This is a genomic window from Streptomyces sp. NPDC097107 (assembly GCF_044762405.1).
GTDB lineage: Bacteria > Actinomycetota > Actinomycetes > Streptomycetales > Streptomycetaceae > Streptomyces > Streptomyces thinghirensis.
Genome location: NZ_JBIWEF010000017.1, coordinates 46,708 through 59,948 on the forward strand (window position 1 = coordinate 46,708; position 13,241 = coordinate 59,948).

General features: G+C 71.4%; 15 protein-coding genes. 8 read left to right on the forward strand and 7 right to left on the reverse strand.

What is annotated here, in order from left to right; translation table 11 throughout:
* Nucleotides 1-110: 110 nt before the first annotated feature.
* The 4 genes from ACIQ1J_RS31635 (at nucleotide 111) to ACIQ1J_RS31650 (ending at nucleotide 4,541) form a co-directional block, all read left to right on the forward strand.
* The gene (locus ACIQ1J_RS31635; protein WP_403562248.1) at nucleotides 111-1,070 is read left to right on the forward strand and encodes a threonine/serine dehydratase; all 960 of its coding nucleotides are present in this window, start codon (nucleotides 111-113) and stop codon (nucleotides 1,068-1,070) included.
* A gap of 302 nt (nucleotides 1,071-1,372) precedes the next feature.
* Entirely contained in the window at nucleotides 1,373-2,974 is a 1,602-nt protein-coding gene (locus tag ACIQ1J_RS31640) for a serine/threonine protein kinase (protein ID WP_403562250.1), read from the forward strand.
* A 57-nt stretch (nucleotides 2,975-3,031) separates the two neighbouring features.
* Complete coding sequence (locus ACIQ1J_RS31645; RefSeq protein ID WP_403562252.1) at nucleotides 3,032-4,009, forward strand: LLM class F420-dependent oxidoreductase; 978 nt, start codon at nucleotides 3,032-3,034, stop codon at nucleotides 4,007-4,009.
* Between the two features lie 106 nt (nucleotides 4,010-4,115).
* Nucleotides 4,116-4,541, forward strand: a complete 426-nt coding sequence (locus ACIQ1J_RS31650) for an SsgA family sporulation/cell division regulator (protein WP_210960848.1) — start codon at nucleotides 4,116-4,118, stop codon at nucleotides 4,539-4,541.
* Between the two features lie 6 nt (nucleotides 4,542-4,547).
* Here the strand turns inward: ACIQ1J_RS31650 and ACIQ1J_RS31655 are convergent, their stop codons facing one another.
* Nucleotides 4,548-4,973 (reverse strand): DUF6328 family protein, encoded by a 426-nt coding sequence (locus tag ACIQ1J_RS31655; RefSeq protein WP_403562371.1) that lies wholly within the window; start codon nucleotides 4,971-4,973, stop codon nucleotides 4,548-4,550.
* Nucleotides 4,974-5,203: 230 nt separating this feature from the next.
* On the opposite strand from ACIQ1J_RS31655, the gene ACIQ1J_RS31660 reads away from it, so the two are divergent.
* Complete coding sequence (locus tag ACIQ1J_RS31660; protein WP_210960850.1) at nucleotides 5,204-5,551, forward strand: hypothetical protein; 348 nt, start codon at nucleotides 5,204-5,206, stop codon at nucleotides 5,549-5,551.
* A 7-nt stretch (nucleotides 5,552-5,558) separates the two neighbouring features.
* Here the strand turns inward: ACIQ1J_RS31660 and ACIQ1J_RS31665 are convergent, their stop codons facing one another.
* The 5 genes from ACIQ1J_RS31665 to ACIQ1J_RS31685 all read right to left on the reverse strand — a co-directional run bounded on the left by ACIQ1J_RS31665 (nucleotide 5,559) and on the right by ACIQ1J_RS31685 (nucleotide 10,061).
* Nucleotides 5,559-6,542 (reverse strand): aldo/keto reductase, encoded by a 984-nt coding sequence (locus tag ACIQ1J_RS31665; RefSeq protein ID WP_403562255.1) that lies wholly within the window; start codon nucleotides 6,540-6,542, stop codon nucleotides 5,559-5,561.
* Between the two features lie 12 nt (nucleotides 6,543-6,554).
* A complete protein-coding gene (locus ACIQ1J_RS31670; protein WP_403562257.1) occupies nucleotides 6,555-7,820 on the reverse strand; it encodes an FAD-dependent monooxygenase in 1,266 nt (421 codons plus the stop codon).
* Nucleotides 7,821-7,912: 92 nt separating this feature from the next.
* Nucleotides 7,913-8,614 carry a ribonuclease H gene (locus ACIQ1J_RS31675; RefSeq protein WP_210960853.1) on the reverse strand — a complete coding sequence of 234 codons (702 nt, stop codon included), beginning with the start codon at nucleotides 8,612-8,614 and terminating at the stop codon, nucleotides 7,913-7,915.
* A gap of 30 nt (nucleotides 8,615-8,644) precedes the next feature.
* Nucleotides 8,645-9,442: a VOC family protein gene (locus tag ACIQ1J_RS31680; RefSeq protein WP_403562260.1), complete on the reverse strand. Its 798-nt coding sequence runs from the start codon at nucleotides 9,440-9,442 to the stop codon at nucleotides 8,645-8,647.
* Nucleotides 9,443-9,578: 136 nt separating this feature from the next.
* Complete coding sequence (locus ACIQ1J_RS31685; protein WP_403562262.1) at nucleotides 9,579-10,061, reverse strand: VOC family protein; 483 nt, start codon at nucleotides 10,059-10,061, stop codon at nucleotides 9,579-9,581.
* Between the two features lie 248 nt (nucleotides 10,062-10,309).
* Here ACIQ1J_RS31685 and ACIQ1J_RS31690 point away from each other — a divergent pair, with 248 nt between their 5' ends.
* Both ACIQ1J_RS31690 and ACIQ1J_RS31695 read left to right on the forward strand, forming a co-directional pair.
* On the forward strand, nucleotides 10,310-10,963 hold the full coding sequence (locus ACIQ1J_RS31690; protein WP_403562264.1) for an ATP-dependent Clp protease proteolytic subunit: 654 nt from the start codon (nucleotides 10,310-10,312) through the stop codon (nucleotides 10,961-10,963).
* 1 nt (nucleotide 10,964) lies between these two features.
* Nucleotides 10,965-11,567: a ClpP family protease gene (locus ACIQ1J_RS31695; protein ID WP_210960857.1), complete on the forward strand. Its 603-nt coding sequence runs from the start codon at nucleotides 10,965-10,967 to the stop codon at nucleotides 11,565-11,567.
* A 50-nt stretch (nucleotides 11,568-11,617) separates the two neighbouring features.
* On the opposite strand, the gene ACIQ1J_RS31700 is transcribed toward ACIQ1J_RS31695, so the two are convergent.
* Nucleotides 11,618-12,070: a helix-turn-helix domain-containing protein gene (locus ACIQ1J_RS31700; RefSeq protein ID WP_403562266.1), complete on the reverse strand. Its 453-nt coding sequence runs from the start codon at nucleotides 12,068-12,070 to the stop codon at nucleotides 11,618-11,620.
* 256 nt (nucleotides 12,071-12,326) lie between these two features.
* Here ACIQ1J_RS31700 and ACIQ1J_RS31705 point away from each other — a divergent pair, with 256 nt between their 5' ends.
* Nucleotides 12,327-13,214, forward strand: a complete 888-nt coding sequence (locus ACIQ1J_RS31705; RefSeq protein ID WP_210960963.1) for an RNA polymerase sigma factor SigF — start codon at nucleotides 12,327-12,329, stop codon at nucleotides 13,212-13,214.
* Nucleotides 13,215-13,241: the final 27 nt, after the last annotated feature.

The window sequence follows — 13,241 nt, forward strand, 5'->3', positions numbered from 1 at the left end:
ACCTGCGACGCCGCTCAGCCGCGCCCTCGGTGACGTGTTGACCTTGGGCGCGGCGCGCGAAAGGGTGCGAAGGGGCGCGGATCACCGCCCGCACCGGAAGGATGACTGCCTTGATCGGGATCACCGAGATCGAAGCCGCGGCCGAGCGGATCGCCGGACATGTCGTACGCACGCCGACCGTGCCCAGCCCGGGGCTGTCCGCGCTGCTCGGGGTCCCGGTCACCGCGAAGCTGGAGCTGCTCCAGCGCACCGGCTCGTTCAAGGCACGCGGCGCGACGGCGAAGCTGCTGTCGCTGACCGAGGCCGAGCGGGCCGCCGGTGTGGTGGCGGTCAGCGGCGGCAACCACGGCATCGCCGTCGCGGTCATGGCCGCCGCCCTCGACGTGAAGGCCACGGTGGTCATGCCGCGCACGGCACCGGCCCGCTCCGTGGAGACCGCCGAGGGGGCGGGCGCGCTGGTGCGGCTCACCGACGGCATGGACAGCGCCTTCGCTCTGGTGAACCGGCTGCGGGAAGAGGGCCTGACCCTGGTGCACCCCTTCGACGACCCCGTGGTGATCGCCGGGCAGGGCACCGTCGGGCTGGAGTTCGCCGAGGACGCCGGGGAGCTCACCGACGTGATCGTGAGCATCGGGGGCGGCGGACTGATCGCGGGGGTCGCGGCTGCGCTGCGGGCCCGACGGCCGGACGTGCGGATCTGGGGTGTGGAGACCGAGGGCGCCGAGGCCATGTCGCGGGCGCTGGCGGCGGGCGGGCCGCTCCCCGTGCCCCTGTCCTCGGTCGTCACCACGCTCAGCGCCCCGTCCGTCTCACAGCTCACGTACGACCATGTGTCGGCCCTGGTCGGCGAGGTGCTCGTGGTGTCGGACCGGGAGGCCGTCGAGGGTTCGCTGGCTCTCGCCGAGCACGGCAAGGTGTGGACCGAGCCGGCCGCCGGCTGTCTGGTGCCCGCCGCCCGCCGCGTGGTGGAGCGGGCGGGCGACGACGCCCGCATCGGGCTGGTGGTGTGCGGAGGCAACGCCACGACCACCGACATGACGGCGTGGGCGGACCGCTTCGGGCTGCGCTGACCCGGATCTCCCGGGCGAGATCCCGCATTTACCGCGGGTTACCCGCAGGTCGGCCCCGTATTTCCGGTGCCACGCGCACCGAGGGTGGAAATGCGGGGACGAACGGTTGCACGGTGCCGCCCAGTTCAGAGGCGGTGTGCGCCCGCACGGCCGCTTTTCCGGAATTCACCGTCGCGCACGTGTTCGCTGATTTTGAAGAAGGGTCAGTAATGGCCCGGCTCGCCCATTCGTTGAACGCACCACCGCCCGCCGACCGTATCTCTGGGCAAGCTGAGAGCCAGTGGTGCGAACGAGGGATGGCCATGGGCAGGGCGCACGTCTCCACACACGAGTTGGTCGCCGGTCGGTACCGCCTGCTCGAGGTCGTCCACCGTGAGGCGAACCGGGTCTGCTGGTCCGGGGAGGACACCGGGACGGGCCGCCCGTGCCTGGTCACGCAGGTCGGCCTCCCGGAGGAGCAGGCCGGTGAGACCGCCCGCAGGGCACCCGGCCGGGTGGTCCGCACCTGCGAGACCATGCAGTCGCTGTGCCCGGGGCGGGTCCCCGCCGTGGTCGACGCGGTCGTGGCGGAAGGCGCCCTGTGGACGGTGACCGAATGGGTCGGCGGCGTACCCCTCGCCGAGCTCCTGGACCGGCAGGGCACGTTCAACTACGTGCGGGCGGCGCGCATCGGCCTGGAACTGCTGGACGTGCTGGACGCGGCGCACGACCTCGGTGTCACGCACGGCGAGCTGAGCCCGGGGCAGGTGCTCGTGGGCGAGGAGGGCTCCGTCGTCGTCACTGGCTTCGGGCTGGCAGGCGCCACCCTCGTGCCGCGGCTCACCGCACCCTCGTACGCCTCGCCCGAGCAGGCCCGCGACGAGCGGATCGGGCCCGCGGCCGACCTGTGGACGCTGGGCGCGATCCTCTACACGATGGTCGAGGGCCGTCCGCCGTTCCGTGACCGGGGCCGGCCCGGGACGACCCTGAAGGGCGTGGACCGGCTGCCGCTGCGCACACCGGTGCGCGCCGGTCCGCTCACCCAGGCCGTGCAGGGGATGCTGCGCAAGAACTCGCGGGAGCGGCTGACCCGGCCGGTGGTCCGCGAGGCACTCGTCCGGGTGCTGACGGAGGATGCCGAGGCCGCGGTGCGCCAGGTCCCCCGCCCCCGGCTGCGGGGCGCGTGCGCCGCGGCCCGGCAGGTGAGCCGCCAATGGAGCCGGCGGACAATGCTCGCGGGCACCGCTCTGGCCGTCGTCACGGTCACGATCGCCGTCCTCGCAGTCACCCACGGGCTGCCCGGCACGGACGGCGGCACCGCCACCGGCACCGGCACCGGCACCGGCACCGGGCAGAACCCCTCGCCCCCCGCCTCACCGCCCACCGGTGGCGCCGCCCCCGCCTCCCCCGCTCCCCCGCCGAGCGCGACTCCCGCACCGTCGAAGCCGGGCGACGCCGTACCGGCCGGGTTCCGCCGCTACGACGCGCCGGAGGGCTTCTCCGTCGCCCTTCCCGAGGGATGGCGGCGGCTGGGCACCTCGCGGGTGCCCGACGTGGCGTACCGGGTCGTCTTCGGCTCGTCCGGCGACCCGCGCACCCTCGCGGTCACCTACAGCGAGCGCGCGGGCGAGGACGCCGTGGCGGTCTGGCGCGACGACGTCGAGCCCGGCCTGGAGCGGTCGGGCGGCTACCGCAGGATCGGCGAGATCCGCGCGACGACGTACCGGGGACGCGAGGCGGCCGACATGGAGTGGGTCGCCCGGGACGACGACACCCGGGTGCGCACCTTCGGCCGCGGCTTCCTCCTCGGCGGCGGACGCAGCTTCTCGCTGCGCTGGACGACTCCGGCCGACGACTGGGACGACTCGGCGAACGAGCGGGCACTCGCCGCCTTCCTCAGGACCTTCCGGGAGGACGCGGACTGACGTCCGGCTTCCGGATTCCCTCCGTTTTCGCTCCGCCTGGCCGGGGACTCGCCCGTTATGGTGCGAATCGGATACACGATGATGACCGAGCAGGCCGGCCCCCGAGAACTCGTCGGCCATCTGGTGCGGGCCGAGGAGGTGGGGTTCGACTTCTCGGTGACCTCGGACCACTACTTCCCGTGGCTGCGTTCGCAGGGGCACTCGCCCTACGCGTGGGCCGTGCTGGGCGCCGCCGCCCAGGCGACCTCCCGCATCCCGCTGATGACCTACGTGACGTGTCCGACGTTCCGCTACCACCCGGCGGTGGTGGCGCAGAAGGCGGCGACGCTGCAGTTGCTGTCCGAGGGCCGGTTCCGGCTGGGACTGGGCTCGGGCGAGAACCTCAATGAGCACGTGGTGGGCGGCGGCTGGCCGTCCGTGGACGTGCGGCACGAGATGCTCACGGAGGCCGTGGAGATCATCCGGGCGCTGTTCGAGGGCCGCCATGTGAACCATCGCGGCACACACTTCGACGTGGAGTCGGCCCGGCTGTGGGACCTGCCGGACAGCGCGCCGCCGATCGGCATCGCCGTCTCCGGTGAGCGTTCCTGCGCGCTCGCGGGCGAGCACGCCGACCTGGTGATCGCCACCGAGCCGAAGCCGGAACTGCTGGACGCCTTCGACCGGCACGGCGGCGAGGGCAAGCCGCGCGTGGGCCAGCTGCCGGTGTCCTACGACCCGGACCGGGACACTGCGATCAAGCGCGCCCACGCGCAGTTCCGCTGGTTCGGCAGCGGCTGGAAGGTCAATTCGGAACTCCCGCATCCGGATTCGTTCGATGCCGCCACCCAGTTCGTGACCCCGGACGACGTCGCCGAGTCGATCCCCTGCGGCGACGACCCGGACGCCTTCGTGGAGGCCGTACGCCCCTACGCCGAGGCCGGGTTCACCGAGATCGCCCTGGTGCAGATCGGCGGCGAGACGCAACCGGCTTTCCTGGACTGGTCGGAGAAGACCCTGCTGCCCGCGCTGCGTGAGGCACTGGGCCGGTCCTGAACCCGTTCGTGAAACCCGGCCGGGCCGATTCACCCGTCCGCCCGAGCATCTTGCGGGCGGGCGGGGTACTAGAGGGCTCTACATCCGTCCCCTGGAGGCCCCTGTCGTGAACTCCCTCGTGCACAAGACTCTGGTGGTGCAGCTCCAGGCGGGCGGCGCCGACCGCTTCCCCGTGCTCGCCCACTTCGGCTACGAGGCCGCGGACCCCTTCGCGCTCACCGTGGTGTTCAGCCATGACGGCCGCGTCCTCGCCCGCTGGACGCTGGACCGGGAGATGGTGGGAGAGGGCCTCACCCGCCCGGTCGGCGTGGGCGACGTGCGCCTGTGCCCCGAGTCGCGAGGTATGTGGGACGAGCTGCGCATCGAACTGCTGGGCGACGCCCGGCCCGACGGGGAACGCCACCACGCCGTGGTGTTCGTGTGGGCCGCGGCCGTGGAGGCCTTCCTGCGCGAGACACACACCGTGGTCCGGCCGGGCGAGGAGGAGGTCCGCGTCGACGACTTCCTCGCGGAGCTCATGGCCGAGGGCTGACCGGCCTCAGCGCGACGTGTGGCGGTGCCGGGTCCACAGGGGTATCCCGAACCAGCAGACCAGGTACCAGATCACCACCCCGGTGACGAGGTACGGCACGAAGCCGTCGTCGGTCGCGACGCGCAGGATCAGCAGGAGCGAGGACGTCATCGTGGCGAGCAGCAGCACCAGGCCGAACAGGGTCAGCCGGGAGGCCAGCCGTACGGCCTGGGGTTTCACGCGCCGTCCGGAGACTATGCGGTGCAGTGCCACCGGGCCGATGAGGGCGCCGGTCGTCACGGCCCCCAGGACCACCGTCACCAGGTAGATCGTCTGGTTCGTGTCCGAGAGGTCGTCGTACTTCGGGGTGAACACGACGGTCAGCAGGAAGGCGAACAGGATCTGCACACCCATCTGCGCGACGCGGACTTCCTGGATCAGGTCCGTCCACATCCGGTCCGCCCGCTCCTCCTCGGTCTCGTCGCGCCCCTTGCGTCGCTCCGAGTTCGCTGTCGCGTCCGCATCCGTCACTGTTCCTCCCGGTTACCGCGGCCTGCGTTCCCTTCCCTCTTCCCGGGTTCCCCGCGGTCAGGCGCCGTGTCGGGGCGGCGGCGTCCGGTTTGAGGGATCGGCGGACGGTTACACGGTGCGGGGACCGACGCAGGCCAGGAGGAAGGCGAAGGATGTCCGACACTCAGCTCACCGTGACACTCAGCGGTGGCGGCATCGACGACGCGCGGGCGATCGTCCGGGCGCTGGAAGGCGTCTTCGGCGCACCCGACAGTCTCCCGGCCGACGAACAGGCGACCGTGCGCACGGCGACCTTCGACTCCCCGGCCACTCCGGAGGCGTCCTCGGCACCGCGGGAGGCGGGTACCCCGCTGTCCGCGCCGGTGGCGGTCACCGTTCAGGGCACGCCGCAGGCCGTCGAGGCCGCCAGCGAGACACTGTCCCGCGCCTTCAGCACGCGGAACGAGGGAGCGGCCTCCGGCGACCAGGAGCGGGAGCGGGAGCTGCTCCTGGTGCCGTGAGTTCCGCCTACCAGCGGCCCTCGACCTGGTCCTTGACGCGGCGGTCGTAGAGGTCGCGGACCGCCGCGAGCGTTTCCCCGGACAGCTCCGGCAGCCGGGCGGCGTCCGTGTTGGCCCGGGCCTGCTCGGGCGAGCGGGCGCCGGGGATCACGGTGGTGACTCCGGGCTGCTGGATGATCCAGCGCAGCGCCAGCTGGGCCGGTGTGCAGCCCTCGGGGGCGAGCGCGGCGAACTCCGCCGCGGCCTCCACGCCGGTGGCGAAGTCGACGCCGGAGAAGGTCTCGCCCTGGTCGAAGGCCCCGCCGTGCCGGTTGAAGTTCCGGTGGTCGTTGGCGGCGAAGACCGTGTCCCGGGTGTATTTGCCGGACAGCAGGCCGGACGCCAGCGGCACCCGGGCGATGATGCCGACGCCCGCCTCCCGGGCCGCCGGAAGGACCTCGCGCAGGGGCTTCATACGAAACGGGTTGAGAATGATCTGCACGCTCGCCACGTTGGGCCGGGCGATCGCGGTCAGCGCCTCCTCGCAGGTCTCCACGCTGACGCCGTAGGCGGCGATGCGCTCCTCCGCGACCAGGGTGTCCAGGGCGTCGAACACCTCGTCGCTGGAGTAGACGGGGGTCGGCGGGCAGTGCAGCTGCACCAGGTCGACGACGTCGACGCCGAGGTTGCGGCGGGAGCGGTCGTTCCACTCCCGGAAGTTGTCGAGTACGTAGTTCTGCGGGATCTGCTCGACCCGGCGGCCCATCTTGGTGGCGACCAGCACGTGCAGGTCGGGCCTGCCGCGCAGGAAGGTGGCGATGGTCTCCTCGCTGCGCCCGTCACCGTAGACGTCCGCCGTGTCGAAGAAGGTGACCCCCGACTCGGCTGCCGCCTCCAGCACCCTGAGGGCTTCCTTGTCGTCGACGTCTCCCCAGTCGGCGCCGAGTTGCCAGGTGCCGAGGCCGACCACCGAGGCGTGCTGGTTCGACCTGTCGAATGTCCGCTCGTCCATGCCGTCAGTCTGTCATCCGGAGTGATCCCGCACCGCGCCGGGACGGCCCGGCGCGCTCCGTTGGCCGTGAGTGGCCGGCCGGCGTGCCTGGAGCGTCCGCGCGATCCTCGGTCCCAGCCAGCGCTTGATTCGGCGCAGCCCCGCCAGTTGTCCGGCCGCCCGGTCGAGCCGGTAGTACAGCCGGGGCGGGACGTACGGCAGCAGGGGCGAGTGGCGCTGGCCGAGCAGGGCGAACATCCGCTCCGGTGGCAGGTGGATGTAGCGGGGCAGGTTCTCGTACCACTGGGCGCTGAAGCGGGCCGCGCTCTGCGACGGCAGCAGGGCCGCCCTGCGTTCCCGCTCGTAGTGGGCGAGGGCGTCCTGGAGGGTCCCCCGCTCGCGCAGTGCGGCGGACAGGGCCATGGCGTCCTCCAGGGCGAGCGTGGTACCGGCGCCGATGGAGTAGTGCGTGGTGTGGGCCGCGTCGCCGAGCAGGACCAGGTTGCCCCGGGACCAGGTGCGGTTGGTGAGGGTGCGGAAGGTCGCCCACGGGGCACCGGCGCCGGCCGTCGGCCGGCCGGTGAGCGGGTGGCCGTCCAGGACGTCGGCGAAGAGCTTCTCCAGCAGGACCAGCCCCTCGCCCTCGTCGGCCCGGTCCAGGCCCAGACCGGTCCAGGTCTCGGGCGCGCATTCGACGACGCAGGTACTGCCCTCGGAACCGAAGCCGTAGCCGTACGCCCAGATCCAGCCGTGCTCGGTCTCGGTGAAGGCGAAGGTGAAGGCGTCGAAGATCTTGGTGGTGCCGAGCCAGAGGTAGTGGTTGCGCCCGGCCCGGATCTCGGTGCCGAAGTGACCGGCGTGCCGGGTGCGCAGGGCACTGCCCACCCCGTCCGCCGCCACGACGAGATCGGCGGCGGGCAGGTCCGCGGAGGTGATCTCGCACTCGAACTCCAGGCGCACGCCGAGGGAGCGGGCGCGGGCGGCGAGGATCTCCAGGAGTCGGTGACGGCCGATGCCGAAGCCCTCGTCGCCCCGGTGGCGGGCGGTCAGTTCGCCCACGTGGGCGACGCCGTCCCGCCAGCGCACGGAGTGCTCGTCGACGGCGCGCGCGGACTCGGGGTCGTGGTCGTGGAGCCGGTCGAGCAGTCCGCGCCAGTAGGTCACGCCCCAGCCGTAGGTGGAACCCTCCGGGTCGCGTTCGTACACGGTGACGTGGTGGGAGGGGTCCTGCCGTTTCAGCAGGATCGACAGATACAGGCCGGCGGGCCCGCCACCGACACAGGCGACCTTCACATTCACCCCTGGAACGCACTTGCAGCAGTCAGATGACTACATAAAGTAGCAGCGGAAGGGGTTGATGATCGTAAGACCCGCCCGGCCCCGGTACGGCCCTATCCGGCCGCCGCCGTGCGGCACTCCGGGTGGCCCCAGCCCTGGTCGTTCTTGGCGATGGACTCCCCTGCCGCGTAGGAACGGCCGCACAGGCAGCGTCCGGGGAACTTGGCCTTGATGGTGCGCGCCGAGGCGCCGCCGCCCTTGCGGGCCGTGCCGGGCCCTCGACGCGGGGCCTTCTTCCCCGCCGGGACGTCCGGTGCGGGCGGCGGCTCCGGTGAGCCGAGGCCGCTGCCCGCGGGCTCCTGGACGACGGCGGCCTGACTGGCGGCGCGGTCGGCGAAGTCGTTGAGCCGGTCGCCGTCGACCTGGTGGGCGGGCACGTAGCGGAACTCGACCGAGCGGCCGTCGAGCAGCTCGTCGATGCGTACGACCAGCTCCTGATTGGCGACCGGCTTGCCGGCTGCCGTCTTCCAGCCGTTGCGCTTCCAGCCGGGCAGCCAGGTGGTGACGGCCTTCATGGCGTACTGCGAGTCCATGCGGACCTCGAGCGGTACGTCGGGGTCGGTCGACGCCAGCAGGCGCTCCAGCGCCGTGAGTTCGGCGATGTTGTTGGTGGCCTTGCCGAGCGGCCCCGCTTCCCAGCGGACGGGGCTCTCCGACGCGTCGGCGACCACCCAGGCCCAGCCGGCCGGACCCGGGTTTCCCTTCGAAGCCCCGTCGCACGCGGCCACAACACGTTCACGCATGCGCCCGATCATGCCATGGCTCGACGGGCTGCCGGGACGGGGTCAGGAGACGTCCGTGATCTTCGGCATCTCTCCCTCGGTCCTCGTGATGTCGAGCACCGAGAAGGTCGCCCCCTGCGGGTCGCTCAGGGTCGCGAACCGGCCGAAGGGGCTGCTCATAGGCCCGAGCCACAGGGTCCCGCCCAGCTCGGTGGCGCGGGCCACGGCCTCGTCGCAGTCGGCGACGGTGAAGTACACGTTGATGTACGGCGGCACCTCGGGCGGAATGTCGTCCGTCATGGCCATGCGGCCGAGCACGGTGTCGTCGCCCACGTCGAAGAGGCGGAAGTCCACATCGTCGTCCTCCATCTGCTTCGCCGTGTAGGAGAAGACCGCGGGGAAGAAGGCGTCCGACTTCCCGGGTTCGCGGGTGAAGACCTCGGCCCAGCAGTACGCGCCGGGCTCGGCCACCGCCTCGAACCCCTCGTGGGTGCCGCCCTGCCAGATGCCGAACACGACGCCGCCCGGATCCCGGGCCAGGCACATCGTGCCGAAGTCGCCGACCCGCATCGGCTCCATCAGCACCTCACCGCCGGCCTGGCGGATCCGGGACGCGGTCGCCGCGGCGTCGGGGGACGCGAAGTAGAGGCACCACTGCGAGTGGCCCTCCTGACCGGACATGGGCGGGACCACGGCGGCGACCGCCTTGCCGTTCGCGTAGCACTGGGTGTAGTTGCCGTGCTCCGACGACGACTCGCCGAAGGTCCAGCCGAGGACGTCACCGTAGAAGCTCTTGGCTCCCTCGACGTCACCGAACATGGCATCGGCCCAGCAGGGGGTTCCTTCAGGTTGCACGGCCATGACTGCCGCCTCCCGTAGGGATGAATGGTCCGGCGGGTGGTCCGGATGATGGGGATGGACGGGGGGAGAGGGTGGTGAGGACGGTCCGGTTCCTCACGCTAGTCATCCCCACCCCTGTCCGCGCGCCGGCGGCTGTTCACTCGCCGGCGTACGCCTTCTCCAGCGCGGCGATGTCGAGTTTGCGCATCGACATCATGGCCCTGTTGGCACGCCCCGCCTTCACGGGGTCCGGGTCGCTGAACATCTCCTCGAGCCTGCTCGGTACTACCTGCCAGGACACACCGAACCTGTCCTTGGCCCAGCCGCAGGGGCCCTCTTCGCCGCCGCCCTCGGTGAGCCTGGTCCAGTAGTGGTCGACCTCTTCCTGGTTCTCACAGGTGATCTGGAAGGAGATCGCCTCGTTGAACTTGAACTCCGGGCCTCCGTTGAGGGCGACGAACTTCTGGCCGTTGGCCGTGAAGTCGACGGTGAGCACGGTGCCGGTGGGCTGGTGCCCTCCCTCGGGGTAGCGGGTGACGGCGCCGATGCCGGAGTCCTTGAAGAGGGAGGCGTAGAAGTGGGCGGCCTCCTCCGCCTGGCCGTCGAACCAGAGACACGTGGTGAATCCGTCGGTGCTCATGAGTACCTCCTGCGCGTCGAACACGGTCACCACTGTCGACCGTTGGGAGCCGGAGAACTCATCGGTCGTCCGCGCTCCGATTCGGACGGTTCTGCCACGGGGGCCGAGCCGCTCTGCTCGTGGCGAATCTGCCGCGGGCAGAGAAGGCCCCGCCGCAGCCCGCAGCGGGCCGAGAGTGGAGGAACCGCGGCGCCACCGGCCCGCGTACCACTCCACCGGAACTCCCGACGACTCGACAAGGAGCGCCGATGTCTCCACTCATCGCCGGCCCGGCCCCGGCCGTGCTGCCCCGGGCCCAGGAGGGCGACACGCCTGCGACCCGGTTCGACGACCATCTGGCCGAGCAGTTGCTCGCGCAGCGGATCGTGCTGCTGGGCACGCAGGTCGACGAGGTCTCCGCGAACCGGATCTGCGCCCAGCTGCTGATCCTGTCCGCGGAGGACCCCCGCACCGACATCAGCCTGTACATCAACAGTCCCGGCGGCTCCGTGCACGCGGGGCTCGCCATCTACGACACGATGCGGCTGATTCCCAACGACGTCTCGACGCTCGCCATGGGGTTCGCCGCCAGCATGGGGCAGTTCCTGCTGAGCGTCGGCGCGGCGGGCAAGCGCTACGCCCTGCCGAACGCCCGGGTCATGATGCACCAGCCGTCGGCGGGCATCGGCGGCACCACCGCCGACATCGAGATCCAGGCCGACAACCTGGAGTTCACCAAGCGGACCATCGAGCGGATCACCGCCGAGCACACCGGTCAGAGCCCGGAGACCATCTCCCGGGACGGCGACCGCGACCGCTGGTTCACGGCCGAGGAGGCCAGGGATTACGGAATGGTGGACCAGGTCGTCCAGTCCCTCGCGGACGTGCACCCGGCCGCCACCAGGCGACGGATGGGGCTGTGACATGGGGAGCTACACGATTCCGAACGTCGTCGAGCGGACCCCGCAGGGCGAGCGGTCCTACGACGTGTTCAGCCGGCTGCTGTCGGAGCGGATCATCTTCCTGGGCACCGAGATCGACGACGGCGTGGCGAACGTCGTCATCGCGCAACTCCTCCATCTGGAGTCGTCGGCTCCGGAGAGCGAGATCGCGGTCTACATCAACTCCCCCGGCGGCTCGTTCACGTCGCTGATGGCCATCTACGACACGATGACGTTCGTGCAGGCGCCGATCTCGACGTTCTGCGTCGGGCAGGCGGCCTCCACGGCGGCCGTGCTGCTGGCCGGCGGGGACCCCGGGCGGCGGTTCGTGCTGGAACACGCGCGGGTACTGCTCGGCCAGCCGGCCAGCGGCGGACGGCAGGGCACGGTCTCCGACCTGGCACTGCAGGCCAAGGAGATGGTGCGGATCCGCTCCCAGGTCGAGGAGGTGCTGGCCCGCCACACGCACCACGACGTCGCGACACTGCGCGCGGACATGGACCGCGACAAGGTGTTCACCGCCGAGGAGGCCGTGGCGTACGGACTGGCCGACGAGGTCCTCAGCCGGCGCCTGACGCGCGTGTGAGACGCGGGCCGGCGCCTCGCCGTCCGCGAGGCGCCGGCCCGTGCGGGCGGTCAGGCGGCCAGGCACATCCCGTCGTACCGGGCGCCTGACGGACCGTGGCCCCGGCCGGCGCCCGTCTGCCGGGAGGTGAGGCGCACCAGTTCTCCCTGGGTCCGCGCCAGCAGGTCGCCCAGCCCCAGTCCGAGGGCGCCCGCGGCGGCGGCCAGCACCTCCGACGACGCCTCCTTGCGGCCCCGCTCCACCTCCGACAGGTACGGCATGGAGATCCGGGCGGCCTCCGCCACCTCCTTCAGCGTGCGCTCCTGGGCGAGGCGTTCGCGCCGCAGTACGTCGCCGACCAGATCGCGCCAGAGGGGCTCCCTGACCCTGGGCGACCTCCGCTCCGGGGAAACCGGCGGGGCGGCGGGGTGGTCTCCCGGACGCGCGGGCTGCGGGCGCCGCTGGGAGCGCGACTGCGGGCGCAGGGGAATGACGCGGGCTTCGTTCGGCACGTGGCTGGTCACGACCTCAGCCTAGGAGTCCCGCCGCGCGACGGAAGGGGCCGGCGTTCCGCCCAGAGGGAAACCGGGGGGAACCACCGGGTGCCGGTCGCCGCGCACGGGACTACCCTGATGAGGGACACAGCACCCCGCGATGACGCAACGGCACCGATTGTTCGCCAACCGTGAACACGGGAGGCATGTGTCGCCGCGACCCGGGTACCCGCAAACGGGAAGAACCCGGGGGGGATGTCGAACCGTGACTTTCGTGGGAGAGGTAATGGAGACCGCCGTGATCCGGCCGGAAGCGCAGGTCGTCGAGAAGACCACCGGAAGCAGGACGGACGAGGGATCACTGCCGGGTGTCGTGGACCCCCGCACCGTGGCGCCGCGTGACGCGCGACAGCTGTCCCGCCAGTTCTTCCAGCGCCTGACGGAACTCGAAGAGGGCACGCACGAGTACCAGTACGCGCGCAACACCCTGATCGAAATGAACATGTCACTCGTGCGGTTCGCCGCCGGCCGCTTCCGCGGTCGCGGGAACGACATGGAGGACATCGTCCAGACCGGCATGATCGGCCTGATCAAGGCCATCGACCGGTTCGAGCTGGCACGCGAGGTCGAGTTCACCTCCTTCGCGCTGCCGTACATCGTTGGCGAGATCAAGCGCTTCTTCCGTGACACCACCTGGGCGGTACACGTACCGCGGCGCCTCCAGGAGCTGCGCGTGGAGCTGGCCAAGGCCCGGGAGGAACTCTCCTCCCGTCTGGACCGCGAGCCCACCGTCGCCGAACTCGCCACTCTGATGAACATCAGCGAGAACGAGGTCGTCGAGGGCCAGATCGCGTCCAACGGCTACAACTCGTCTTCGCTGGACGCCGCACTGACCGGGGACGGGCCGGAGAACGGCGAATCGGTGCTGGCCGACTTCATCGGTGTGGAGGAGGACGGGCTGCGGCTCGTCGAGGACTTCCATTCCCTCGCCCCGCTGATGGCCGAGCTCAGCGAGCGCGACCGGCAGATCATCCACATGCGGTTCGTGGAGGAGGCCACCCAGGCGGAGATCGGCGAACAGCTCGGCTGCTCGCAGATGCACGTGTCCCGGCTGATCAAGCGGATCATCACCCGGCTGCGCGAAGGCATGCTGGGCGAGCTCGGCTGCGCCTGACGAGGACGCGAAGACGTGAACGTGCCG

Excerpts from the sequence above, each read along its gene's own strand:
- ACIQ1J_RS31695 (WP_210960857.1), top strand. The coding sequence starts at position 10,965 with ATGGGGAGCTACACGATTCCGAACGTCGTCGAGCGGACCCCGCAGGGC.
- ACIQ1J_RS31675 (WP_210960853.1), bottom strand. The coding sequence starts at position 8,614 with ATGATCGGGCGCATGCGTGAACGTGTTGTGGCCGCGTGCGACGGGGCT.
- ACIQ1J_RS31665 (WP_403562255.1), bottom strand. The coding sequence starts at position 6,542 with ATGGACGAGCGGACATTCGACAGGTCGAACCAGCACGCCTCGGTGGTC.
- ACIQ1J_RS31645 (WP_403562252.1), top strand. The coding sequence starts at position 3,032 with ATGGTGCGAATCGGATACACGATGATGACCGAGCAGGCCGGCCCCCGA.
- ACIQ1J_RS31640 (WP_403562250.1), top strand. The coding sequence starts at position 1,373 with ATGGGCAGGGCGCACGTCTCCACACACGAGTTGGTCGCCGGTCGGTAC.
- ACIQ1J_RS31655 (WP_403562371.1), bottom strand. The coding sequence starts at position 4,973 with ATGTGGACGGACCTGATCCAGGAAGTCCGCGTCGCGCAGATGGGTGTG.
- ACIQ1J_RS31690 (WP_403562264.1), top strand. The coding sequence starts at position 10,310 with ATGTCTCCACTCATCGCCGGCCCGGCCCCGGCCGTGCTGCCCCGGGCC.
- ACIQ1J_RS31680 (WP_403562260.1), bottom strand. The coding sequence starts at position 9,442 with ATGGCCGTGCAACCTGAAGGAACCCCCTGCTGGGCCGATGCCATGTTC.
- ACIQ1J_RS31685 (WP_403562262.1), bottom strand. The coding sequence starts at position 10,061 with ATGAGCACCGACGGATTCACCACGTGTCTCTGGTTCGACGGCCAGGCG.
- ACIQ1J_RS31705 (WP_210960963.1), top strand. The coding sequence starts at position 12,327 with ATGGAGACCGCCGTGATCCGGCCGGAAGCGCAGGTCGTCGAGAAGACC.
- ACIQ1J_RS31660 (WP_210960850.1), top strand. The coding sequence starts at position 5,204 with ATGTCCGACACTCAGCTCACCGTGACACTCAGCGGTGGCGGCATCGAC.